Here is a 23,558-nt window from a genome sequence, read left to right on the forward strand (position 1 = left end):
AACCTTGCCATACATCGTTTCAGTCCACCAATGAAGTGGACGTAATTTATAGCGTGATGGGGTTTCTTATGAGACGGCTTCCCGTATTCTTTGTTCTGGACTGTTCAGAGTCCATGATTGGTGAAAATCTGAAAAGGATGAATGATGGCTTACAGATGATCGTTAACGATCTGCGTAAGGACCCCCATGCACTCGAAACAGCCTGGATTTCGGTTATTGCATTTGCGGGTGTCGCCAGAACTATTGTACCCCTTCATGATATTGTGTCTTTTTATCCCCCTCGCCTTCCTGTCGGAGGAGGGACAAGCCTTGGGGCAGCGCTACGGGAACTTACGGTACAAATAGATTCTCAGGTGCGTAAAACCAGCCTCGAAGAAAAAGGAGACTGGAAACCTGTGGTTTACCTGCTCACCGATGGACGTCCTACCGATGATATTTCGGGTGAAGTAAAACGCTGGAATGATTATTACGCCAAAAAAGTGAACCTGATCGCGGTAGGTATGGGGAATTCGGTAGACCTTGGTGTGCTTCGCCAACTGACTGAAAACGTTTTACTGTTTACGGAAAGCCAGGACGGAGATTTCACGCGTTTCATACAGTGGATCACCGCCTCCGTCACGGCCCACAGCAGAAGCGTAGGAGAAGATACTCAACCGCCACTGAAACAGACCGACTATATTGTCAAACTCGCCAAAGATGAAATCACCAGAGCTTACGATGATAACTGCGTGGTTTTGACCGGGCGTTGCAGCAAAACACGTCGACCCTATCTTATGAAGTATGAACGGCCACCGGCTAAGGTGTCAGGACTTGCATTTGACCTGAACCTGAACACCTTCAATATTGCAGGCTGCTATCCGATCGATGAAGACTACTTCTCATGGACGGATATGGTCGCATCTGGCGTTCAGGTTAATACCAGTGAACTCCACGGTGTACCTGGATGCCCGCATTGTGGAAACAGTAGCGCTTTCGCGATGTGCAGCTGTGGGAAGCTTCTTTGCATCGATGGGCCCGATGATGTTATCTGCCCATGGTGTGAGAAAGGACTGTCTTTTCAGGACGACGGTGGTCATTCCGATTTCAACGTTAGCAGAGGACGCGGCTGATGAGTGAATTGAGTACACTGGAGCATAAAATTGTCTCTCTTATTCTGGAAGAGTCAGCGGGGAAATCCGATCCTGAGGTCGCACTAAAACTAAGCAACGACCCGGCTATTTGCGGGCTTATAAATGATTTAAGAGAGTGTGTGAGAAACCCGGGGCTCAGGTTACCGTTGTCTGACGCCACTGCTCATAAAGAGGTTGACGCCGCATACGTTAGCCAGCAGGAAAGCAGCTTACTTACGTTCTGTGGTGAACAATCGCCACCTCCCATTCAGAACGATGTAAACCAAAACGACGACCATAATGCACAAATGGATGTTGTACAAATCAAACCAGAAACATCCAGGCAGGATATGAATGAAACTCCTGTACATGAGACCGCTGACACGACTAATCAGCAATCTTCTGTGCAGGCTTTATCAGTGATTAATGATGTGCAACAGGCTTTGTCAACCGCATCAGAAGCAGAGATATCGGGCATTATAGATAGTGACGATACATTGGAATCAGCTGAATCGCCTCGTCAGTCTGAGGCGATCTTACTCAGACCGGGAGAAATACCCCACAAAAAGACGACGGAGCATTCTCCTACTCTCCAGAAAGCGCCTGACGTATCCATTATTCTTGCAAATGCCAGGGTCGGTGAATCTTTTGACGCACTGGTAGATGTCATTACTGACAGCGGTGTTACGGCAGAAGTGACAGATATTCATTTTTCCCAAGATATCGGTCTGCTCTTTTGTAAAAAAGAGAAGCGCCTGAAAGGAACGCCAGCATTCAGCGGAAACTTTGAAATGACAGTGAAATGGTCATGTCCCTCACATTCAGATAATGAAAAAAAGTTACTTTTTGTTGTGAATCCCGACCCCAAAAGCCTCTGGAAAGTGATTGATCCCCCTGCCGACGCTCCTTTTTTCAAAAAGAGTATCGATCATCGAAATATCAGCTCTGCAACTGTAAATATCGTTGCTGCAAGTCGACGTGGACGTTCCCACGAACATGCCGGTACCTTCCGCGACGATGATTTTTATATCAATGTCAGTGATGAATCCGGATGGAACGTGTTGCTGGTGGCAGACGGAGCAGGTAGTGCCAGATTTTCTCGTGAAGGCTCTCGCATTGTAGCTGAAACCGTTGGTAACTACCTTTTCAGTCAACTAAAAGCAGAAAAGGGTCATGAAATCAAAGACAGAGTACTGCGATGGAATAGCGAAGATCAGCGGGCTGTATGGGATTTCATGAATCACCATTTCAGGCAAGCTGCGTTACTGGCTGTGCATAACATCAGTAGTGCAGCAATTATGGCCCAGGACAAAGCAAAGTCATTCTCAACAACTTTACTGGCGACCGTCACTTTTCGTGAAGGCTCTGAACTGTTTGCTGCGTCCTTCTGGCTTGGCGATGGCGCTATTGCTGCATATGGACCGGTCGGAAAGGTCAGGGTCCTTGGGGCTGCCGATAGTGGAGAATATGCCGGACAGACACGATTTCTTGACGCTGAGGCCGTCAGTGATTCAGGTTTCAGTAAACGCATCAGTATAGGTAAGTGGAATGATGTCTCTCACCTTGTGCTGATGACTGATGGTGTATCCGACCCGTGGTTTGAGACAGACAACGGACTACAGAATCCGACGAAATGGGACACGTTAATGACAGAGCTGAATCCTCTTCTCTCTGTTCCTGATCTGGCCTCATCGCAGCTGGTGGAGTGGTTAAACTTTTTCTCCCCGGGTAATCATGATGATCGGACAATCGTTGTTCTCTGGTGAGCTTAATGGGACCACAGGTGGGTATTCATGGCAAATATTGTTACATGTAAAACTAAGGATGGAAAAACCATTCAGTATGTCGATGAAGTCATCGGCTCAGGCTCAATGAAGGATGTGTATTTTTCTCCAGATAAATCGTACGTTGTGGCCTTCTATCATAAGCCTCAGAACGACCAGGCCCGCGAACGTATTAATATGATAACGGGCAGATACCGGCAAAATATTTTCGAACAATCAGGAGGAGATTACTGGAAAGGTCTTTTTTGCTGGCCTACAGATGTTGTCGAGCACGGCGACAAGGTGGGGATTGTGGTGCCCTCCTATCAGCAGCACTTTTTTTTCCGGTATGGCTCCAAAAATAACGACTTTCTCGGGATCAAAGGACGGGAAAAAGAAGGGAAATGGTTCGCCAGCGCCAACAATCAGAATAAATTTCTAGATCCCCGTGAAAGGGGCAATACTCTCAACTACCTGAAAGTTTGCTTACTGTTAACCCGGGCAGTCAGACGGATGCATGCTGCAGGACTGTGCCACAGTGACCTGAGCTATAAGAATGTCTTGATAGACCCTGAACTGGGCCACGCGTGCATCATCGATGTTGACGGGTTGGTTGTACCTGGCAAATACCCCCCCGACGTGGTTGGCACACCAGATTTTATTGCCCCGGAAGTGGTGACAACAAGCCACCTCCCCAAAGATGACCCTAAGCGTGTTCTGCCAAGCATAGCCACCGACCGGCATGCGCTTTCAGTGCTGATTTATATGTATCTGCTTTTTCGTCATCCCTTACGGGGTGGAAAGATCCATGACATGGACGATGAAGTGCGGGATGAAGCCCTTGCTATGGGGAAAAAGGCTCTGTTCATCGAACATCACACAGACCACAGCAACGCGGTTAAAATCAGCCAGGTCTCCTCATTTTCTCTTCCCTGGGCCGATCCTCAGAAAATCCCATACACCGTCCTGGGACCTTATTTAACACCGCTATTCGACCGGGCATTTATTGACGGGCTGCATGATCCGTCAAAACGGCCTACAGCGGATGAATGGGAAACGGCCCTGGTAAAAACGGTCGATTTAGTTCAGCCTTGCCAGAATGATGCCTGTGAGCAGAAGTGGTACGTTTTTTCCGGCAAAACGAAACCGGCGTGTCCTTACTGTGGAACGCCATACAAAGGTAAGCTTCCGATCCTGAATCTGTATTCATCCAGAAAAGCAGGGTCTTTCAGGCCTGATGACCACCGGCTAATGGTCTGGAGCGGGCAGTCTGTATATGCCTGGCATGTTAACCGGCTGGTTGCACCCAATGAAAGAACAACTGCTGACCAGAGAAAAAGAGTGGGTTACTTCGTTTTCCATAATGACCAGTGGTGGCTTGTAAACGAGGGAATACACGGGTTGATGTCTCTACCCGACCGCAGAGTGATAGCTATTGGTGATAAGCTCCGCCTGGATGACAACGCTCAGTTTATTTTCTCTACTGAGGAAGGTGGGCGATTGGTGGTGGTTCAGCTTTTGGATAATTAGATACGGTTTCTCTTGTTAACCTTTACCATTGATATCATAACGTCAATATGAGCCCACCATTAGGTGGGCCATAAATATCATAGTCGAAACGGAACGTTGCGGCTATACTGATTTTTTAAATTCAGCATTCGTCATATTCAGACCGTCCATTAGATATCATTAATGATATTGCCTTCAATGAAGGTCTTCCTGGCTATATTACCTACAAGATTTGTTGAAACCCCATCAAAAGTCCCGCCAATAACTCCGCCTACAAGTGGGATCATTTTACCTAAGTTAATTGCCCCTTTTTCACCAAACTTAGTGAGCAGTCTGAAACCTACACGCTTATTGATAGCTGTGATTGTTTCTCTTGAAATATTCTTAATTAACTGCGTGGACAGTTTTGAACCAATGACAATCCCTGTGCCCTTAAGAATGTCTTTTGCAGCATTACCAGCTAGGCACGAATAAACAAGCGCTTTCACACGATCATCCTTAACATCATAACCGCCCATGATAGCAATTGTTGTTATCATACTAATTTGGACATACATCACAGTCGCGATACTTGCTGGAATTGCTACAGGTAGAGTAATAATACCTCCAAGTCCGGAAACAAAACCAGTAGTGGCAGATTTTGTATTTTGCCATCTAATAAGAGAGTTGACCTTTTTTGCTAAGTCCCCTTCACCCTTCAGATAGTTTTCAGCCATCTCGTAAGATGAGTTCGTTCCCGGAATGGTTCCATCCAGTGCTTTATCGTAGGCCCAGTTGAGAGCCTGCATGATTTTTCCTTCGCTAATTTTATCTGCCATATGACTATCCTGTTGATTTATAATTTTTATTACAGTTTTAAACGTGGGAGGTCTAGTTTGTAAAGATCTGATTGTATTATATTTGTGCTGACACCCATCCCCTGAATTTTCGCTCTTAGATTTACAAAGTCTGTACTTGACAAACGTGGGTCAAGGCAGATTTCCTCAAAAAGGTCATCAGGAGTGATATTTATTTTATATAGATCCCCACTCCCATTTTTATCACCTATATCATCGACAATGAGTCTGACTTCATTTTCATGGGAAAAGGCAGTTCTTTTGGTACATAATAGCTCAGCGAATTGCGTATTTTGCCCTCCACTGATGAATGCCGTAAATGAGGTTGAAGTAATGAACTCTTTGATTTCTTCTTTATCCTTATAACTTACCTTTCCAATGAAGTATTTTAGACTGCAATATTCGTCAGATTTATTGTTCAAGGTGGAGAATAGTTTTCGGATGGTTGTTTTTACTCTCACTCCTCTTTTTTCAGGGCTATAAATTCTCCACATTGCATCAGTGTCTTCGTTTTCAGTCCAACACTGACCATACCATGAGTCGCTAAGGTTCTCCAGAGACGCTATTTCTCCAGTATCAGAAACCACTTCAGTCTTGAGGAAAAAGTTTTCATATGGATCATCCCACATAGAAGGTCGAACTAATACCAACTGTTTTGCAGCAATTACTTCTAAAAATCGTTCAAAACTAAATATCCTATAAACAGGAGCATCAACATCACTAATGTTAATTATGTTTTTATTGAGTTTTTCTAGCTCATTTTCCATCAACACTATCCTTTCTAATATCTTATTGATTGTTTCTCATTGAGAATCACCAAAAAATTGGTGGTTTTAATGAGGTAAAGCCTTGCTGCAAGGAAAAATGTGTTGGGTACAGTGGTGTCATTCCAGACTGTCGATCACTTCCCCCCATTTTTCTGCGTTGTTGAAACTCCCGCTAGATATACAGTTGTTGTGATAGTGGACTGCATATTTAACACGCAAGTTTTTAATCATCTCAGCCTGTGCTGTGCAAAAAACAAGATATACAATAGCGACTATAACCTGTTCAGGGCCAGCCCCAAGATGAGATACCGCTTTTTTGAACGAAGGCGCTACTTCTTCAAGAAGGTAAGTGACGCCAGGGTTCTTCCTGCCTACATATGAGATTTCGGATCTACGACCTTCATACTCCATCTCAAACAGACGAAAAGGTAGGTTACTCAACACCGCCCTAGCCGAGTGGTTAAATGCAGACGCTCGATCGTAAAATTCAATAACAAACCAGTAAACATCCTGTTCGGTGGGGAGCTTACTTCCCAACTGTCGGGCCAGCAGTTCCGCTAAGTCCATTGTCTCATCATCTGTTTCAGGCAATTTTGTTTTAACACCGCCAATCACAAACTCATTTTTAGTCAAACCAAACAAACTTCCCAAACCCATGATGCTAACCTCATGCACCTAAAAAGATGAATATATCAGAACCACTGACTGTGCCCACCTACCCTTTTTCATTCAACGCATGCACGATCAGTGCTTACACCGCGACATGAAAGGCAATATTTGTGTACGGTATATCGCACCCTAAGAAGTGAGGCACCAAGCCCATTCCCGGACTACGCCTGGTCGATGACAAATCTCCCAAGTACAATGACCGGAATGGCATCAGACGCGTTGCGTCGGTATGCCTCAGGCACCGTGTTGCGTTGGATACTCCCCAAAGATATTCACATTTAGAGAGAGGTGATTTCTGAAATTTTAGCCATGGTCCGTTTTTTATCAATGCGGGGCTGTAGCCATGCCTGAAAATCCGGGCGTGTTTCCGCTATCCTGACGGCTTCAACAGAGAAAACCTTATATTTGCCCTGCTGCTGGGGCTCACCAAGCCAGCGGCGTATGGCGGCGTCTGTCCACAGACGGTAATACTTAAGTCTGTAGACGGTGATCCACTTTTCTGACCATGCATCAAATTTCTGGCAACGCTGCTGATACCGTCGCTCTTCTTCTCGTTTTTTCCAGTCGCTGTCTACAGCAAACTTTCGGTGACCAACAAAAATCCCCTGGACTTTGCCCATATCCTATCCCCCCCGATATGCAGTCACTATCCAGGGTAACAGTTAAGAGCCGTAACGACCAGCAGCTCCGGGCAGAATAGTCCAGTGGGACCGGCACCTGACCCCGGAGAGGTGTCTACTGTATGCGACAATGCGGGAAAACCCGGAGTTGGCCATCTCCATAATTTCTGAATGCCGGCACGACCATCAGGCGATAAAATAGCAAACGTAAGACAACATACCTCAAGTTCTTTGGACCTTTACCGTGCCCAGCCCGCCCCTCGCCGCGCGTGTGAAAAAAAGAGAAAAATGAAAAAAAAGAAAAAAAGAATATGCCGAAAATGTGCACAGTCGTGACTCACGCAGAGCGTGACACTCCGGGGCAAAGGCTTTGCAGGGCTACGAGGCATGTTGTCTTACGTTTGGGTGTGGTTGTCCGTCCCTCCCGTTTTCGGTGATTGTTTCACCTGACCTCCCGCTTTAACATTCATCGCTGGTGGCCCCGCCGTCACGGCGTAATTTCTTACTGAGCGAGGTTTGTGTGAGTAACAGAGGCAGAGAAGACAGCGTTACCGATGTGTTTAAATCTCAGGTGCGGAATGCATGCCGTGAATACGGAATGAGTGATCTCATTGCCTCACTGAACGGCCGCGACCGGGATATTAATGCCGATACCCTGTTCGGTGTCTGCGACCGATTCTTCCTGGTCGAGATGAAATCGTACAACCGAAATGTTCGTGATGAAGCCAAAAAGCCTGCAGTCTGCCTTCTCTGCAATGGATTACAGAGAAGCTCTCGGGTTCGCAGCTGGCACAGAGCATGTCACTTCATCATGTGGGGGCGTATTGTTAAGGATTCGCTTGAAACCCGTTTCACCATCTACCAGGACAGTGTATGTCGGGATTCGGTCCTTCCGAACTGCAGTGGTCTCGGGGAGCCTCCGAAACCAACCATCTATCGGGGGGAGGACCTGGCAAGGGGAGCAGCTTTAGGTACTGCGGGCTTATCAAAACCAGATTTTTTCAATTACCTGTGGTGGTTGTTAAATGGCCGGGCTGTAGATGTAGACGAATTTAAAATCGCGCCCGGTAGCAGGTTAGGTTTCAGTTTGTTTGGTACATCAGATGCAACCGGTAAGGTAATAAGTAAAACGTTCAGAACTTACGATGACCTTGAAGTGTGGGCTGAAGATGCATTAAAACAATTAGTCACCTTCAGGGGATAACTATCTGAAGATATTTCGCCGGTGTGAAACACGTTTTTACTGTCGACTACAGTAGACAGTTCCCCACCGGCGTCGGCTACAATAGACATTCCCCCCTGAGGCGATCAGCTGCAAGGACACCTCAACTGGCATCGACTACAGTAGACATGTTCTCTGCTGCGGCCTTTTCCCGGGACGCCGTCGCCAGCGTCGACCACAGTAGACATTCCCCCTGCAGCGGCCCGCTGCCGGATTGCCACCACCGGCGTCGGCTACAGTAGACAGTTCCCCTGCGGCAGCCTGCTCCTGGATCGATGATCCGACTGCGTCTCCTGTGCCAGTGGGCAATCCACCGGCTTCACCCTCCCCCCTTTTTAGTCAGCATGACATCTGCAGACTGTACTTGTATAACACAGCTCTACCGGTGATGGCGGGATTTAAGAATGAGCCGAACAGATACAACTGGGGGCGCACTAGGGATTCGACTGAACGACTTCACTGTAGCAATCAACGAGTAAAACTGTGGGCATAATGTTGCAAGCCTGTTGTTAAGCCATCTGCCTGGTGAGAAACCGTGTACATCACTGTCACCGCAGCACACTAGGGGGCATGTCTGTAAATGAACGGGAGAAGCAGACTGACTGTCGGTTTTTCTCGGTGTCAGATAAGTCTAACAATAACCACTATAGAAAGAATAACCATTACAGATAGTGTGATCTGAGTGGGAAAGACGAATTACTTCTGGTAGTAGACCGGCTCGTTATGGCCTGAAACACTTCAGTCACAGGCCTTGAATTTTCATCAGAACAAAGACTTGTACCAGCAGGATCCCTTTTAAGAAGTAATGAGTCTGGGCAGTCAACGCCGTCAGCTGAGAAACTCTTATCGCTAACGCTAAGCTTTTCACTTACCTGCGTGGTTAAAGTATTTTCACGATCCCCTGATTATGTTTTTTGAAGTTATCCACCGGATAGAATAATTAATTAAGATTAATGAGGTTTATACAAAGAACAACAAAGAACAACAAAAGAATAGCGATCGGCTTAGCCCTTTATTCATGCGGCTTTCAGGGTTTCTGTATCATCGCTGGCGGGTAGTTCATCAACGCTGGAGGGCAAATGCTCAACGCTGGAGGGTCAGTAATCAACGCTGGAGGGTGGATTATCAACGCTGGCGGGTTGTAACTATCAACGCTAGCGGGTATTCTCCATAAGTATCCACAAGCGGGGCTTTTCTCACAATGAACAGTGAAAACAATCAATTACCGTTAATTATCACTGAAATAGAAAAAAGTACGGGCGAAGTTATACAGCTGATCCCCAACTCGAAACAAAGCATCCAACCTAAATCGCTTCTGCGACTGGGTGTATTTGTTCCGACCCTGAAAGATGGTTCTGATCCCATGTCCAGAGGACATCACATCGACGCCACCAAGGAGTTGTGCAGACTGTCATCTCTCTCCGGAGAAGGTTACGAGAAGATCAGCATTTTCGGCCCGCGCCTTGATATGGATACTGATTTTAAGGTCTGGTTAGGGATTGTGGATTCACTGACCAATAAGTACCTGGAAAAGGACGGCACTGTACGAATGAATTTCATTGATTTTGCATGCAGCTGCGGGCTGGCGACAAAGCGTGTCGACTCCCGGTTACGCAAGCGATTCAGTGACTCTCTGACGCGAATTCAGCATACGCATTTCCAGTTCATAAAGCCGTCTTCGGTTGAAGGCAAAAAAATCAAAATTGATATGAGTCTGGTCTCCACCTCTTACTATGATGAGGGTACCGATGAGGTCATCATCAGGCCAAACCCGGACCTGAACACCCTCTACCAGGTCGATGGTAAAACTAGGCTATACCTTAAAATTCTTAAAACCTTGGCCCGAAAAGAGTCAGCACAGGCGCTGTACCTGTACCTTGTGGAGTTACCGGATAACTTCTATCGCATTGGCTTTGACCGACTCAGGGAACGGCTGCAACTCACTGCACACAAAGGCTCTCAGAATGCCACCATCAGACGGGCGTTGGAGCAGCTGGAAGAAGCTGGCTTCCTGAAGTATTCGATCGAGAAATCCCGTGGTGATTATGTGCTGGTCATTCTAAACAGAAATAAGAAAATATCCTGACCACTGTCTGAGTAGCCAGCTCTCAGCTGGCTACCACATACATCCCTTCTTTTCGTGACCCCCGCACAGATCTGATATCAGGTGGCAATCAGCCACCAGCGTTGATAACCGTGGCCGCTGGAGGCCCCGCTTACCCGCTAGCGTTGATACCCGTGACCACCACAGGCCCGGTTTACCCGCCAGCGTTGATACTCGTGGCCGCTGGAGGCCCCGCTTACCCGCCAGCGTTGATACCCGTGACCACCACAGGCCCGGTTTACCCACCAGCGTTGATACCCGTGGCCGCTGGAGGCCCCGCTTACCCGCCAGCGTTGATACCCGTGCCCCCTTCTGGCCCGGCTTACCCACCAGCGGTGATGCACGAGACCACCACAGGCCCGGCTTACCCGCCAGCGGTGATGCACGAGACCACCACAGGCCCGGTTTACCCGCCAGCGGTGATACTCGTGACCACCACAGGCCCGGTTTACCCGCCAGCGGTGATACTCGTGGCCGCTGGAGTCCCTGTTTGCCCGCCAGCGTTGATATCCGTAGCCGCCGCAGATCCGGTTTACCCGCCAGCGGTGATGCACGTGGCTGCTGCAGGCCCGGTTTACCCACTAGTGTTGATGCACGTGGCTGCTGTAGGCCCTGTTTACCCGCCAGCGTTGATATCCGTAGCCGCCGCAGGTCCGGTTTACCCGCCAGCGGTGATGCACGTGGCTGCTGTAGGCCCTGTTTACCCGCCAGCGTTGATGCACGTGGCCGCTGCAGGCCCAGTTTACCCGCCAGCGTTGATACCCGTGGTCGCAGCAGGCCCGGTTTACCCGCCAGCGTTGATACCGGTGGCCGCTTCAGGCCCGATTTACCCGCCAGCGGTGATAGCCTGAACACAACGTGAACTGTTTCCCCCCCACCAGCATTGATCTTGGTGGCCGCTGCAGGACCGGTTTACCTGCCAGCGGTGATAATGTTGAACAGGAGGTGAGCTATCTGCCCGCCAGCATTGATCTCGGTGGCTGCTGCAGGACCGGTCTACCCGCCAGCGGTGATAATGTTGAACAGGAGGTGAGCTATCTACCCGCCAGCATTGATCTCGGTGGCCGCTGCAGGACCGGTCTACCCGTCAGCAGTGATAATGTTGAACAGGACACCAGCAATTCGCTCGCCATCATTGATCGCGGGGGCCGCTGCGGGACCGGTTTACCCGCCAGCAGTGATGACTTTATGTTAAGTGCTAAATACTAAATACAAAGGTGGTACATTTCTGAGCGACCGTTTTACTTGCTCCGGTCATTGAGGAGAAACCAGTCATGAAAGGCCTGTTTGTCATCGAAGCCAGGCAGTTGATGGATAGACATGTTCCAGTTGATTATTTTGATGATGAACCCTATGAATGCCATTTCAGCCTCATTCAGTTCACCATCACCTCTCTTACGTAAAAAAAAGTCGTACCACCGTTCGTATGCCGGGACATTGATAGATTCTGAAGCTTCAAGCAGACGTGGGATAAAATATACCAACTCGTCAAACGCTTTACTTCCTGGAGGTATATCGGCGCGGCTTAAACCACAGAGAAGGTTTATGGTGCACCTTAAATGATGCCACTGCAGAGATGGTGACAACGGTAATACATTCATGCTTATCGGCAGTTCATGCGGGATCAACGAAAGAAGCTGATTACCGCTGCTGGTGAACTCCCTCTTGTACTGGTGTAAGGCATCAGGCTTAACCGTTTTCATCATTGGATGGTAGATCCATTTTTTCGCTTCCTCAGAAACGAAAAGTAACTTTTCTACCGCAACCATCAGCTTTATGCCTTCTCCTTTCTCCCGGTATGGAGCGACGATGCTTTCTATTCGAACCGCATCTATCTCAACCAGCGCCAGTTGGCCGGTCTGGGCTAACAGGTCTGGATTTGGCTGGATGTCCTCAGCTGTATCATTGATGAAGATCCCGATAGTTGTGTCATTACACTGCCCGATAAGGTCAGCATTCAGCCCGCATACAATCCCACCAGCGGTGATATTTTTAAGTGTTACAACACCTTTTTCCTTACCGTGCAAAAGGTGTGGAAGAGCCAGAAATTTTTTCTCCTGTATCTTCATCTGAATGTATTTTTTTAGATGTTGTAAGGTCAGTTCACTGCAAACGCCTTTAACATCCGTGGAGTGGCTGAAATGCCATTTTTTACTTTGTCCCTGTCTGGCTATGAGAGAGGTGCCACAGATGAGGCAAATACAATTGCACGAAAGACCATTTTCAACACTGGCAATATCAACGATTTTATTTGTGTCTTTATCAAAACCAAATGGGATCCACTTTCGTGCATTGCGTTTCATGTTGATTCCTCGTTTAATGCAGATAAAATATTGTACATCAACCGCTTTACTCAAACCGGAAATAACATGATTAACTGGAAGTTATTTAAATATCATCAGGAATGAGACTCCACACAGAGGCGGGTATTTTGTCATATATCTTTTTCATATAAATCTCAGCCCTGCGGTGGTCATAAGCCCCATTCAGACTGATAATCTCGTTTATTGGTCCACCTTCCTCGTTTAATTTATCCTGGATACGTTCAAAAACTTTATCAAGAGTTTCTGTTGTACTGCATTTTCTGAACTTCAGGAGATAAACTTCTCTGAGGTTGCTTTCAGCATGTGGGCTTTTCAACAACGGCACTCCGGGGCAGGTTTAAAACACTCAGTACTTTCGAAAACAATAAATGAATGCCAACAGACTGGCAAGTCAGGCATTTCTGGTTTTTTGTTATTGTTCCTGGCTTTGAAAAAAAATACTGTTAGTATACTGGTTATAAAGCCAGTGCTGTTAAAAGACATGAGATCTTCCATGACAGATAGAACGAAGCTGATAGCCCTATCCCGGCCCGATGACATGAGCGCACTGGATGCGCTTAAGCTGTTACGTTTCCGCCGCTACAACACTGCGAGAAGCCAGTTAAGGACCACCCGTGTCTGGTCGTCATGGTGTGCCAAAAATGGCCTGACGCCCTTCCCTGTGGCTGCTGTTGATGTTGAACGTTATATCAACGGGCTGAATGGATCCGTCAAAATGGCGACCATTTCTCATTTCATTGCTTGCCTTGCGAGCGTCAACGGGAGTCTCGGATTCCCTGACTTCCGCAACGTTCTTATTAAAGCGCTTGTCCAGGTCTGGCGGGCGCGGGAAAATGAGAAAAAAGTGGTTACCGGCCAGGCGCTTCCTTTTATGGTTGCAGACCTCAATATACTCCGTCGGGCCCTCCAGAAGAGCGACGACGTCAGGGATATTCGTGACCTGGCTATGATCTGGGTTGGTTTTGAAACGCTGCTGCGCAACGTGGAAATCAGGAGGATTAAAACCGGTGACCTCAAATGGCAAAATGACAGTGCCTGTTACCTTCTGGATGTGATGCGGACCAAAACAAGCCTGTCGAGCAACCTGACGTTTCAACTTTCGGCACAGTGCAGCCGACACGTCAGGCGACTGATTGAAACGGTGGAGTATACGAATACAGAAACCTTCGGGAACCGTTACCTGTTTCAACCTGTCAACGTCCATACAAACCGGTATTTTCCGGCCACCAGCAGTAAGCTGTCCAGAGGCAAATCTATAGATAACATGCTCCTGAAGGCTGGATTCAATCAGGCGTTGCTCACTCAGCTGCAGAAGGACTCACAGGTCTCACGAGAGGATGTCGGTATTCTGTCCTCCAATTCACTGAACCAAGCATTTTCGCGCCTGTGGGATATAGCCGGTAAAGTGGGTGATAAGCGACAGTCTGGCCGGTACATTAAGTGGACAGGGCACAGTGTGCGAGTCGGGGGGGCTATTGAACTGTTTAGGGACGGATACACTCTGGAGAAAATTACGGAGATGGGGAACTGGTCTGATCCGAAGATGGTTTTCCGGTATATAAGGGCACACCTTGCCAGTGAAAAAGCCATGGTGAGCTTTATGCGCAATCATCTGGACGACATATAACATGGGTCCGGAGATACCGACAGTCAGGTGTTAACGTGTTGTGGGGGTTAATGAAACGTCATTAAATATTAATCTCCTTCAAGTCTGTCAAAACAAAATTACCTCTATCAGATAATGTGTCAAAGTCAGTAATACTGAATTCATGGGTATGAAACCAGACAACACGACATGTTGGACAAGTAACAGGCAATTCATCCTCTGCTATCTTCTCGCAATTATGAATTATTTCACCCTTCTCATTCCTGTCGATATTATATCCACTTGTGCAGAGTGTTTCGTACCCATGTGCACCTGTTACAATATGCGTGGCTGTTCTTTCTTTAATCTCTCCATTTACTTTTATCTGCTCACGAGTAGTAATGGTTCGTTTATTATTCATTGTCCCTCCGGATGGAATGTAAAAGGAATGGCTATTACGCTTGTGTTCGCCTTGGTTGTGAGTGGGGAAAAGTTTCAGGCAGAACAACACAGTCAGGAAACTCAAAACTCAGTGCTTTTCAGAATGGATGCAGACTCATTTCTCCCGTCATTGTGAAACGCCCCAGTTCCTTCATTATGCGGCCGTACGGCAGGAAGACGAAGAAAAGCCTTATCTTGCTCAAGAATGGCTTCTGGTGCGTTTCACGAAGGAAAATTAGGGTGATTTAATTTGTTAGCGTTTCTGGTCTGCCTTTTCTGCTTTCCGTTGTTTTTTTAATCTCCGTTTTACCTTGATACCCGCCAGGGTGTAAAGAACCACACAGGCAATGAAATTTACCAGTGCAGCAAATTCCACCCCCAGATGAATCACTGCCGGTTTGATGGGCAAAAATAAAGCCACGAGAAGCAGAATAAATGAAATGATACACCGTAAGGCCATCCCTTCCGTGCCGTCGCCCCGATTATTCTGGCTCGCATCGGCCCCGATTTTGCTTGTCAAAAAATTAAGGCCATACGCACACAGGGCGGTTACGACCATAAATATTGCATAATTCATTATTCCTCCAGGGGTTTTAATCTCAGCCTGACCACATTGACCAGTTTCTTAATGCCGCCCTCGCCGGTAACAAACACATAGCGATATCTCGGCCAGGTGGTGTGAGAAAATACCTCACCAGCGGTATTCATATCGAGTGGCAAAAGTCTTGCTGTCTTGCTCTCTGGCAGTTTATCTACGGGGATCATCCCTTTCCTGAAACTCTTCATCATCAGTGCAAGTGGGTTTCTGCAATTTTTATTGCTCATGGTTTCTGTGTAACGAATCATCCCTCCCATCGTGATCTGGACTTTACCCAGTTCGCAGTCAAACTGTGGCATCGCAGGCCAGGAAGGGACTTCAAGACTCGTGCTGGTCAGAGCCTGCCCGTAGCCCTGCTCACTGGTTTCCACCGATGTGTTGAGTCCCGGGAACAGAGCATGCATATACCGGATGATCTTTACCACGCCGGGCGTACTGGCTTTGCGCTGATATATATCAGGCAGCCAGGCCGATGTACTGGCCCATAAGGTGGTGCTGGCATAAACCTGTTTCTCCATATGCCACAGAATGGAGGGATCCGAGAGGAAATGATGAACTGTCAGTAACTCAGCCAGAAATCTGTCTTCACTCGGTTGCGTCATAGCATTTTTAAAACTGATCTGAACCCGGAAACGTTCCTTCGCGTTCACAAACGATATTCCCCGACTGACCGCGACCTCGTAAAGCCTGTTGGCCGGGTCCGCACGACAAATACCGGTTAAAATCCGGCTCATGCCGACTCCTTAATCACTTCCACCAGCCCAATTCGTGGCAGGACAGATCGATATTTTTCATCAACATTACCGCGCTTCTGCCTTTCACCTTTTTCGTAATCTTTTAACGGGTTAAAACGGCTCGGCTCACTGAACAAAATTAACGGTAAAGGGGCTCTGAAGTTGAGTTTGTACGGTCCGGACACGTCATCAGGATCATGTGGACTGGTGTACCTGATATTGACGTTAACAGCAGGAAAGTTACTTTCCCGGATGATGCGAAACCTCCTCAGCTGCTCATCTTCATGACTGACCTCTTCATTGAGCAACGACAGCATCATGATTTCCTCACTACGCTCCTGCTTCAGTCGCTTAACATCCTGTATTGTCAGCCTGATATCAGGCTGTAGTGCCGTTAGTTCCCTGCGTAAGCGATCAATAACCGTTTCCAGGCGGGTGAATTTATGAACGACCGGAATTTGCCAGGTAAAACCGAGAGTACGAATTTTCTCAGTCACGATGCGGATGTTACGGGATACCTGCAGGGTCACCAGCCACGGGCAAACCTGATGCAGAATTTCTGACCGGGAGTCTCTGTATTGAGTGATACTTTTGACCGCATCAGCAAACTTATCCCGTAGCCGGTTGATTTCTCCTACCAGCGCCAACACTTCGTCATGATTATTATTGACGACAATAAACCCGGGGTATTTACGGGTGATTTTGGTTGAATAAGGTTCATTTTCCGCCAGGCCTTTATCAACCCGCTGCTGCCGGTAGATGTCCACCAGGGTGTCGAGGCCAGGCACCGAGTGAGTCACCTTAATTTCCTGCGGGGGATGATACTCCTCCATGCTTCGTGGCTCCGGGAGCGAAGCAAGGTAAGCTGATCCGATCTCGCTATCCTGGAGTAAACTGTGCAGCTCATCGAGTTTGCGTAGTTGCTCTTCATTGTAATGTGCGAAGTCAGTATTCATTTCATCTCCCGATCTTGATTCCCGAGGGCGGACGTTAGTCGTTAAATGAATTCAGGTAAAGTTCTGAATGTCAGCCATAGCGGCAGGCGGCGTCCGTCCTGACACACCCGAATCAACCGGTATCGTGTTTTCTCCATCGACACGAGCCAGTAACCAGCAGGGACAGGCCGGTTAATCGTTATCAGCTTCAGGCCGAAAAATCCCCACGAAATAAACATTCGCCCGGCGTTTTCGCTGAAAGAGATCCTGAAGGACGGATAAAGTAGCCAGAATGCCGTAAAGTAGAGATACCATGAATACGGAACCGTCATCTGCAGGATTTCATAGTTACGCACCGTCGCTGTAATGAGTCCAAGGCTTAAAATTGCCCCGATACCGGCATAGGCTTTAAACGATGCACTTTCGTAGTTCTTCCAGGTAATGTTTCCGATACTGTGCACTTTACCCATCGTCCTGCCTCACTGTAATTGGCTATGGCTCTTCATGCGTGGGAGGATATCGTTCTCCCACAGCGACCTTGAGCTCCCGTGACCACCGGTAAGGCGCATTGCACAAACTCGATCAAACACGGAAACTTCTTCCCTGATTGCATGGGTTTGACGATCCGTAAGCTCGATAAAGTCAGGAACAATCTGCATAACCGCGTTCATCATTTCGGCTTTCATAATCCTGGGACCTTCCCCGGTATCTGCCACATAGGTCTCATCAACATTAAAACTAAATGAGCATAGGAGCTGGCCCTGGGCCTTTGGGCCCATCTGCACTCCTCTGCTGTCAACCGTCAAACGAACGATGGCAAAAGAGCCACCAGCACTGGTAATATTTCTGACCAATATACTGACAGGTGTCATATGCAACCAGCTGTAGATACCCAGGACTATTTCTTCTTTGAAAATCATATTCAATTTTTAGGTTCTCTTTTTTTTCATTAATGAATATGAAAGCATAAAAAAATGCTCTGTAAAGCCCTAATCTATCGAGAGCAAAGGTTTTGTATTTTTTAATTTGTACTCGATAATAATACCAGCAGCATCAGCTGTTGTTATTTCAGACAGGATAGCGTCAATAATTTCAGGGTCGGATATGTTATTGAACCCGAGTCTACGTACCCTCTCTTTTACACATTCAAAACGACGTGCTGTTGCTGTGTCAATGACAAGCGTGTTCATCGGCAAGCCGTCAGCTGCGCCATGCACATCATTCGTTTTCATGTTTGCTCTCCAGATCTGGAATATAATCAAAATTAAAAGCAACTGCCTTTTCTGGTGCACCATCTGCGATGAGCTTTAACCATGTGTATGAATCTTCCTGGTTCAAGAAGATAACCAGGTACCCCTGATCAGAAAGGTTATGTTGTTTTATGAAATCAATATCATTATCCATTCCGAAACCCAGAGGACCACGTACCACGCGTGATTGTGTTGGTAAGTGATGGCTGAACAAGGATAAGACGACTTCTCTCAGGTCTAAATTATCGTGAGCAATGAAAACCACCCTTCTACCATCAGTAACCGAAGATACGATGCTTTTAACACTGGCCTTAACGCTATAGCGATAAACTAACAGTCTCAGTCTGGTCATGCTGAGGCAAATGATACCTGCACTTGTGATTAAAGCACCATAAACTGAGCCTTCAACGAACCAGTTGATAAGCCCGACAGCCAATAAAGCAACAAAAGTAACTATGCTGAGAAGGAACAAATAAAAGTTAATTTTGTGGTCTTTTGCATACCACGTTGAAACAAGGGCCAAAATGACCATTACAACCAGTAATGAATACATTGAAAGGTCATACGGGTTACTCATCAACACACTCTCTTTCATGCCCAGGGCAACCCCAGACAGGTGAAAAGTCTGGACAATTTTGCGTTGTGATAAGTCGTTCACCGGCTGCATAACGCAATTTCAAGTCCGTACGTAAAGCTTCAGCATTGTCCCCACCAAAAAGGTAGAGAAGGAAATCATCATCGGCCAAAAGTAACTTTTCTAGGCCATAGCATTCATGTCTGTAGTTCATCAGCCCTCCTTTAAACTATTAAATCATAGTAGAAAGGCAAAGTTTCTGGACTAAGGGACTAAAAATCAGACTTTGAGAAATTTTTTTGGCAAAAAAAAAGCGCATAAAATATGCGCTCTTTTTATAGACAACAATGAATAATTAATTTAAGCAGCGAAGATGGTTTTCAACTCGCGCAATGAAGTTCTTCATTGAGGGAAGGTTTAACTCCTCACCGATGTGAAGGCAGTCAAAGAGTGACCGTGCGGGATCGGAGTTAAAACCTTTATTATTAACAAAATCTAAAATCTCTTTCAGATAGGTGTTTTTGTTGCCACCGCTAAAAGACTTAAGTAAAGGCCCTCGATCTAACAGAACACCAGCAGTTTGCTTTGTGAGACGAACGCTCTGCATGCTAAACATTTTACAATGATAATATGCAAAGTCCTCACTACCATCCCAATCAAGTGCCATGGAGGAGTGAAATTCAGATAACAAAAGCAACATGGTGCCATGATCGCGAACAACGTAGATAAATTCAGAGTTACCATTGATTAAGGCTTGCTTGATTAAGCGCAAATCTGCCTCTATGTCGTAGTCATACCACGGTGTATTAACAAGAGTGGAGGAATGCTTCAAAATGACGTTATCTTTTACCCAGGTGAATACAGATTCAATATCAATTGCAGAAATATTGTTCATAACAGGCTCTCTTAATGTTAAATGAGAGAGCCCCCACAGGGAGAACTCTCCCTGTATGGGTTATGATAATTACTTAATCAGGTCGAAAAACTTTTCTTCAAGTTTACCAGGAAAAGCTTCTGTCCCATTGAGTATTAGCACATCATTCCAGTCGACACCTTTCTTACCATCAGGAATATCAATTTCTGGTAAGAAAATGTGTACATGGACATTCGCATGAGGATAGCGTGCAGCGAATAATGGTTCCATTCGGTTCTTAAGAACCTGTGCAGCAGTTTCTCCGGCAGCATTACCTGTATTTGGATTAACCCGATCTTTATCTGCCCAAATCGTCAATTCGATGAAATCGCAATCAGAAGGAGGCATAAAATGATCAGGAATTTCGAGCATTTCCATAAACGTAGAACTTGAAGATGCCCAGCATGGTATTGAAGTTGCCTCAGTTACCGACAACGCATTCTCTATACCTTCGCTGATACCCAAAAACCAAGCCTTAGACATTTCATCATAGGTTGGTTTAAACAACTGGATCGAGCCACCATTCATCTGATAGACCGGTTTCATCATTAACTTTGGGTTTTCAACATCTGCTTTTACAAGCCCATCATCACTAAGATGAGTTTTATGGATAGTGCAATTGCGACCTAACTTATCATTAAAGATAGCAACCATCGTGGGGTGAAAGCTGGCAGGTTTATTAACACCATGCCAGTAACGCATTTTTGGATTTAACCCCAGGCTTGCTGGTAACTTTGTGAGAATCCTCTTAATTCCGCGCCCTGAAAGATATCGAGCTACTAAAGAATCGGGAGTCGCAATGTTAGTATATTTGTATACAGCCTCTAATTTCTTTATGCGATTAAATCTTTCCTCTTCTCCAATATCAGAGAAAGAAGAAGCTTTTTTCTCATAAAGAACGATATTAACGCGGTCTGCTTCATTCAACTTTCTGTCCTTAGAAACACCGATCATTTCCAGAATGTCTTTTGCAGCCTGCGTTTTACTAACCTGCTTTAGTTCAGCAATTAAATCAATGCCATCAATGAATGCATTATGTGGATAATCTTCATGTATAGCATGAACACTTTCCAGTGAACGGTCTTTAAATCTAAATTTCGTTTTACCGTCGCCTGTAAACGGGCATTTTACGGAGCGAGGTGCTTTTTCTAACGCCTCATGAAATTCAGGATAAAAGGACAGAACATTACGCCATCCACCCAATTGATGAACGTGAGACTTGACGAGGTCAAATGTCTCTTGTGCATGCTGCATTGGTGATTTAGCCGGTAAATTAGAACTTGTAGAATGACTCATAATATTCTCCTGGCTGACATTGTGGGTTTCACAATGCCTACTGCTGTGCAGATAACATTGAGAAACCCACAACGCAGAATGAAGGAAGTGCCACAGGGTGGCACATTCATTTATAAGATTTCGTAACCGTTATTCCGATATTTACTCACCAGTTTGTCAACTACTGAGTCCATTACTTCAGAATTTTCCTCGGAAAAGCTGGAATCACGCACAAGACGTTCAACCGGCAATACACCGTCAACAACTTCTCCTTCAGTAACGTATATCTTGGTTCCGATCATTCCACCGTCCAATTGACGAGAGTCAACTCGGACACGCTTAATATATTTTTCACCTTTCATATATTTGCTCCTAAAAGGCGAGCAAATACACCCAGGCGGGTATATAAGCCCGCAGGGGAAGGTATTTAAATTTAGACCAGACTTCTGATTAATTCCTTATACAAAAGAATTAATTCAGATATATCGTTTATTGTTTTAAAATAAACGCCGTCGAAGCCTTGTGGTTTTTCAATGCCATAACCGATACAGACAATTTCTATACCATGTTTCTTGGCATGTTCAACTGCTCTGCTAACGCATTCTACAGGACTAGACGGTAAACCATCTGTCGCTATAAAAATAACCTTACGTGTAAAATTGAAACGTAATAAATATTCTACGCATTCATTTATCGCTTCAGCAGTTGGAGTATGTAATCCGCTACTTACATTTTCGTAATCAGAGAAATTGTGAGCAACTGATTCGTTAAATGGCTTAAGAATGTCTATAAAACCTTCTTTCTGGACCGGATAAACAACATCAGCAACATCAATATTGTTTACCGACTCACAAGCCAAGGTAAAAGCGAGGTTAGCATTTAAAGCTAGTTCACCAACTTCATACATAGATGCCGAGATATCACGTAGATTAACTATACCCACGTCAGATCGCTTCCATCCATCCCCACCTTTCTTAAAGACAGATGTTGCGCCCATAGGTACCTCAACAAGCTTTCTTCCATGAAGGCGAGCTCCACGGTCTGTAAGCCGGTTGTTACGGCGGACATTCTGTTTTAATAGAGAAGAAAGTAACTTTCTTAGGTCACGTGAATTATTTTGTGCTTTAGTATAGTCCTCTTCAGTAAGACGGATAAAACCGATGCGAACCCCGTAATTTGTAACATCTTCATCACTGAATGATGCTGCCATCACGGTAATTGCTTTTTTAAGAGCTTCATGAAAATCATGCGATGGTGTTTGGTCATTGTCAGAATCAAGATAATTATCAAGATCCTCTATGGCCTTTTTTATCTGTTCGGGTGAGTAAACAGGTTTTAGATCTGAATTATCACTTACAGAAGAATCATCGGAGCTGTCAGAATCATCAGAATCATCAGAATCATCAGAATCATCAGAATCATCAGAATCATCAGAATCATCAGAGTCATCAGAGTCATCAGAGTCATCAGAATCATCAGAGTCATCAGAATCATCAGAGTCATCAGAGTCATCAGAGTCATCAGAATCATCATGTTTCTTCTGCTCTTCTTCTTTCTCTTTTAGATCATCACGTAATTTTTCAAACTCTTCATGAAGTTTTAATCCTAAATCACATGCCATAAGAGTTGAATTAACACCGGTAGCTTCTGCGATTAATGAATCAAAACGATCTTTCAAACCTAATAGAGTAGTATCAGCAAGATCAAAGAAATTTTTTAAAATCTCAGGAATGCCTTCTTGCCCTAATTGGTTGACTCGGAGTTTATTTAAAATGTACATTTCCACATATGAAACTATATTTTTTCCATCTGCAGTCATGTAACCATCTTGAACCATTAAAGAATACATTTCAGAAAGCATCGATTTAGATAATGGAAAAAGATTCCCAGTTTTCTCCTCCATCTGAATGTCTTCAAAAAGGTTGATTTCCCGATGAAGTCTTTTTAACTTAATTCGTGCTTTCTTCTCATCGTTTTCTGAAGAGAAAACAGGAACACCATCAGGTAATATATGATCAAAACCTGGTAATTTTGAAAGGTACTCATTCTCAAAACTTATGCAGGTTTCTAATTCAGTAAAACGATTATGACCACCTTCATGACTAATCCAACCAGAGCATAACTTCCAGTATTTATCATTACTAAAGTCACCATCAGGTAAATATATTATTTTTTTAACCATATCAATTCGTGGGTTCATTTTGCGACCGGCAAACCTAATAGTAAGGTCAGGGTCAGCACCAATGACACGAGCGATATTCTGAGCTGCTAACTTTGAACGCAAAGAAGAACTTAATTTAATAGACATAAAACACCCATATTATATTAAA

27 protein-coding genes are annotated in these 23,558 nt (G+C 45.6%); 7 read left to right on the forward strand and 20 right to left on the reverse strand.

The features are described 5' to 3' along the window. Positions 1–68: 68 nt before the first annotated feature. From HMPREF1144_RS08225 to HMPREF1144_RS08235, 3 genes are read left to right on the forward strand one after another with little or no spacing between them, the layout of a single operon-like run. Complete coding sequence (locus HMPREF1144_RS08225) at positions 69–1,109, forward strand: TerY-C metal binding domain-containing protein (RefSeq protein WP_042927259.1); 1,041 nt, start codon at positions 69–71, stop codon at positions 1,107–1,109. Further along, entirely contained in the window at positions 1,109–2,875 is a 1,767-nt protein-coding gene (locus tag HMPREF1144_RS08230; protein ID WP_009652454.1) for a PP2C family serine/threonine-protein phosphatase, read from the forward strand. Before HMPREF1144_RS08225 ends, HMPREF1144_RS08230 begins: the two co-directional genes overlap by 1 nt. Before the next feature lie 27 nt (positions 2,876–2,902). Next, positions 2,903–4,402 carry a helix-hairpin-helix domain-containing protein gene (locus HMPREF1144_RS08235; protein WP_009652386.1) on the forward strand — a complete coding sequence of 500 codons (1,500 nt, stop codon included), beginning with the start codon at positions 2,903–2,905 and terminating at the stop codon, positions 4,400–4,402. Positions 4,403–4,551: 149 nt separating this feature from the next. Here the strand turns inward: HMPREF1144_RS08235 and HMPREF1144_RS08240 are convergent, their stop codons facing one another. The 4 genes from HMPREF1144_RS08240 to HMPREF1144_RS08255 form a co-directional block, all read right to left on the reverse strand. Beyond that, a complete protein-coding gene (locus HMPREF1144_RS08240) occupies positions 4,552–5,199 on the reverse strand; it encodes an EcsC family protein (protein WP_009652451.1) in 648 nt (215 codons plus the stop codon). 29 nt (positions 5,200–5,228) lie between these two features. Then, positions 5,229–5,984 carry a DUF2971 domain-containing protein gene (locus HMPREF1144_RS08245; RefSeq protein WP_042927261.1) on the reverse strand — a complete coding sequence of 252 codons (756 nt, stop codon included), beginning with the start codon at positions 5,982–5,984 and terminating at the stop codon, positions 5,229–5,231. Positions 5,985–6,101: 117 nt separating this feature from the next. Next, positions 6,102–6,641 (reverse strand): hypothetical protein, encoded by a 540-nt coding sequence (locus tag HMPREF1144_RS08250; protein WP_009652388.1) that lies wholly within the window; start codon positions 6,639–6,641, stop codon positions 6,102–6,104. Between the two features lie 290 nt (positions 6,642–6,931). Next, positions 6,932–7,273: a hypothetical protein gene (locus tag HMPREF1144_RS08255; RefSeq protein WP_009652448.1), complete on the reverse strand. Its 342-nt coding sequence runs from the start codon at positions 7,271–7,273 to the stop codon at positions 6,932–6,934. A gap of 598 nt (positions 7,274–7,871) precedes the next feature. Between HMPREF1144_RS08255 and HMPREF1144_RS08260 the strand changes: the two genes are divergently transcribed. Next, positions 7,872–8,477, forward strand: coding sequence for a hypothetical protein (locus HMPREF1144_RS08260; protein ID WP_042927262.1), 606 nt, complete (start codon positions 7,872–7,874; stop codon positions 8,475–8,477). A 1,219-nt stretch (positions 8,478–9,696) separates the two neighbouring features. Beyond that, positions 9,697–10,581 carry a RepB family plasmid replication initiator protein gene (locus HMPREF1144_RS08265; RefSeq protein WP_009652385.1) on the forward strand — a complete coding sequence of 295 codons (885 nt, stop codon included), beginning with the start codon at positions 9,697–9,699 and terminating at the stop codon, positions 10,579–10,581. Between the two features lie 30 nt (positions 10,582–10,611). Here HMPREF1144_RS08265 and HMPREF1144_RS32890 read toward each other — a convergent pair whose 3' ends face one another. Next, on the reverse strand, positions 10,612–11,454 hold the full coding sequence (locus HMPREF1144_RS32890) for a hypothetical protein (RefSeq protein WP_009652472.1): 843 nt from the start codon (positions 11,452–11,454) through the stop codon (positions 10,612–10,614). A 3-nt stretch (positions 11,455–11,457) separates the two neighbouring features. Between HMPREF1144_RS32890 and HMPREF1144_RS08270 the strand changes: the two genes are divergently transcribed. Then, a complete protein-coding gene (locus HMPREF1144_RS08270) occupies positions 11,458–11,808 on the forward strand; it encodes a hypothetical protein (RefSeq protein WP_096490181.1) in 351 nt (116 codons plus the stop codon). Positions 11,809–11,840: 32 nt separating this feature from the next. Here the strand turns inward: HMPREF1144_RS08270 and HMPREF1144_RS08275 are convergent, their stop codons facing one another. Together HMPREF1144_RS08275 and HMPREF1144_RS08280 are read right to left on the reverse strand one after the other, a co-directional pair. Beyond that, on the reverse strand, positions 11,841–12,902 hold the full coding sequence (locus HMPREF1144_RS08275; RefSeq protein WP_009652397.1) for a hypothetical protein: 1,062 nt from the start codon (positions 12,900–12,902) through the stop codon (positions 11,841–11,843). Positions 12,903–12,987: 85 nt separating this feature from the next. Continuing rightward, a complete protein-coding gene (locus HMPREF1144_RS08280) occupies positions 12,988–13,242 on the reverse strand; it encodes an Hha/YmoA family nucleoid-associated regulatory protein (RefSeq protein WP_042927264.1) in 255 nt (84 codons plus the stop codon). Between HMPREF1144_RS08280 and HMPREF1144_RS08285 the strand changes: the two genes are divergently transcribed. Then, positions 13,225–14,550 (forward strand): tyrosine-type recombinase/integrase, encoded by a 1,326-nt coding sequence (locus HMPREF1144_RS08285; protein WP_009652440.1) that lies wholly within the window; start codon positions 13,225–13,227, stop codon positions 14,548–14,550. The genes HMPREF1144_RS08280 and HMPREF1144_RS08285 overlap by 18 nt on opposite strands. A 61-nt stretch (positions 14,551–14,611) precedes the next feature. On the opposite strand, the gene HMPREF1144_RS08290 is transcribed toward HMPREF1144_RS08285, so the two are convergent. From HMPREF1144_RS08290 to HMPREF1144_RS33540, 13 genes are all read right to left on the reverse strand, one after another. Then, positions 14,612–14,929 carry a hypothetical protein gene (locus HMPREF1144_RS08290; RefSeq protein WP_042927265.1) on the reverse strand — a complete coding sequence of 106 codons (318 nt, stop codon included), beginning with the start codon at positions 14,927–14,929 and terminating at the stop codon, positions 14,612–14,614. A 273-nt stretch (positions 14,930–15,202) separates the two neighbouring features. Beyond that, positions 15,203–15,526: a hypothetical protein gene (locus tag HMPREF1144_RS08295; RefSeq protein ID WP_009652478.1), complete on the reverse strand. Its 324-nt coding sequence runs from the start codon at positions 15,524–15,526 to the stop codon at positions 15,203–15,205. Continuing rightward, entirely contained in the window at positions 15,526–16,281 is a 756-nt protein-coding gene (locus tag HMPREF1144_RS08300) for a hypothetical protein (RefSeq protein ID WP_009652416.1), read from the reverse strand. Before HMPREF1144_RS08300 ends, HMPREF1144_RS08295 begins: the two co-directional genes overlap by 1 nt. After that, positions 16,278–17,237 carry a DNA replication terminus site-binding protein gene (locus tag HMPREF1144_RS08305; RefSeq protein ID WP_042927267.1) on the reverse strand — a complete coding sequence of 320 codons (960 nt, stop codon included), beginning with the start codon at positions 17,235–17,237 and terminating at the stop codon, positions 16,278–16,280. The genes HMPREF1144_RS08300 and HMPREF1144_RS08305 overlap by 4 nt, the downstream gene beginning before the upstream one ends. Positions 17,238–17,278: 41 nt before the next feature. After that, entirely contained in the window at positions 17,279–17,686 is a 408-nt protein-coding gene (locus tag HMPREF1144_RS08310; protein WP_009652411.1) for a hypothetical protein, read from the reverse strand. A gap of 9 nt (positions 17,687–17,695) precedes the next feature. Beyond that, on the reverse strand, positions 17,696–18,136 hold the full coding sequence (locus HMPREF1144_RS08315) for a hypothetical protein (protein ID WP_042927268.1): 441 nt from the start codon (positions 18,134–18,136) through the stop codon (positions 17,696–17,698). Between the two features lie 69 nt (positions 18,137–18,205). Continuing rightward, positions 18,206–18,448 (reverse strand): hypothetical protein, encoded by a 243-nt coding sequence (locus HMPREF1144_RS08320; protein ID WP_009652463.1) that lies wholly within the window; start codon positions 18,446–18,448, stop codon positions 18,206–18,208. Continuing rightward, positions 18,435–19,061 (reverse strand): hypothetical protein, encoded by a 627-nt coding sequence (locus HMPREF1144_RS08325; RefSeq protein WP_224225248.1) that lies wholly within the window; start codon positions 19,059–19,061, stop codon positions 18,435–18,437. Before HMPREF1144_RS08325 ends, HMPREF1144_RS08320 begins: the two co-directional genes overlap by 14 nt. Continuing rightward, complete coding sequence (locus HMPREF1144_RS31160) at positions 19,036–19,254, reverse strand: hypothetical protein (protein ID WP_071532244.1); 219 nt, start codon at positions 19,252–19,254, stop codon at positions 19,036–19,038. Before HMPREF1144_RS31160 ends, HMPREF1144_RS08325 begins: the two co-directional genes overlap by 26 nt. Before the next feature lie 141 nt (positions 19,255–19,395). Then, entirely contained in the window at positions 19,396–19,935 is a 540-nt protein-coding gene (locus HMPREF1144_RS08330; RefSeq protein WP_009652459.1) for a hypothetical protein, read from the reverse strand. A gap of 69 nt (positions 19,936–20,004) precedes the next feature. Further along, positions 20,005–21,249 carry a toprim domain-containing protein gene (locus tag HMPREF1144_RS08335; protein WP_009652473.1) on the reverse strand — a complete coding sequence of 415 codons (1,245 nt, stop codon included), beginning with the start codon at positions 21,247–21,249 and terminating at the stop codon, positions 20,005–20,007. 110 nt (positions 21,250–21,359) lie between these two features. After that, a complete protein-coding gene (locus HMPREF1144_RS08340) occupies positions 21,360–21,590 on the reverse strand; it encodes a hypothetical protein (protein WP_042927269.1) in 231 nt (76 codons plus the stop codon). A 71-nt stretch (positions 21,591–21,661) separates the two neighbouring features. Then, positions 21,662–23,536, reverse strand: coding sequence for a hypothetical protein (locus HMPREF1144_RS33540; RefSeq protein ID WP_009652403.1), 1,875 nt, complete (start codon positions 23,534–23,536; stop codon positions 21,662–21,664). Between the last annotated feature and the right edge of the window lie 22 nt (positions 23,537–23,558).

The organism is Klebsiella sp. OBRC7 (genome assembly GCF_000293135.1).
Classification (GTDB): domain Bacteria; phylum Pseudomonadota; class Gammaproteobacteria; order Enterobacterales; family Enterobacteriaceae; genus Klebsiella; species Klebsiella michiganensis.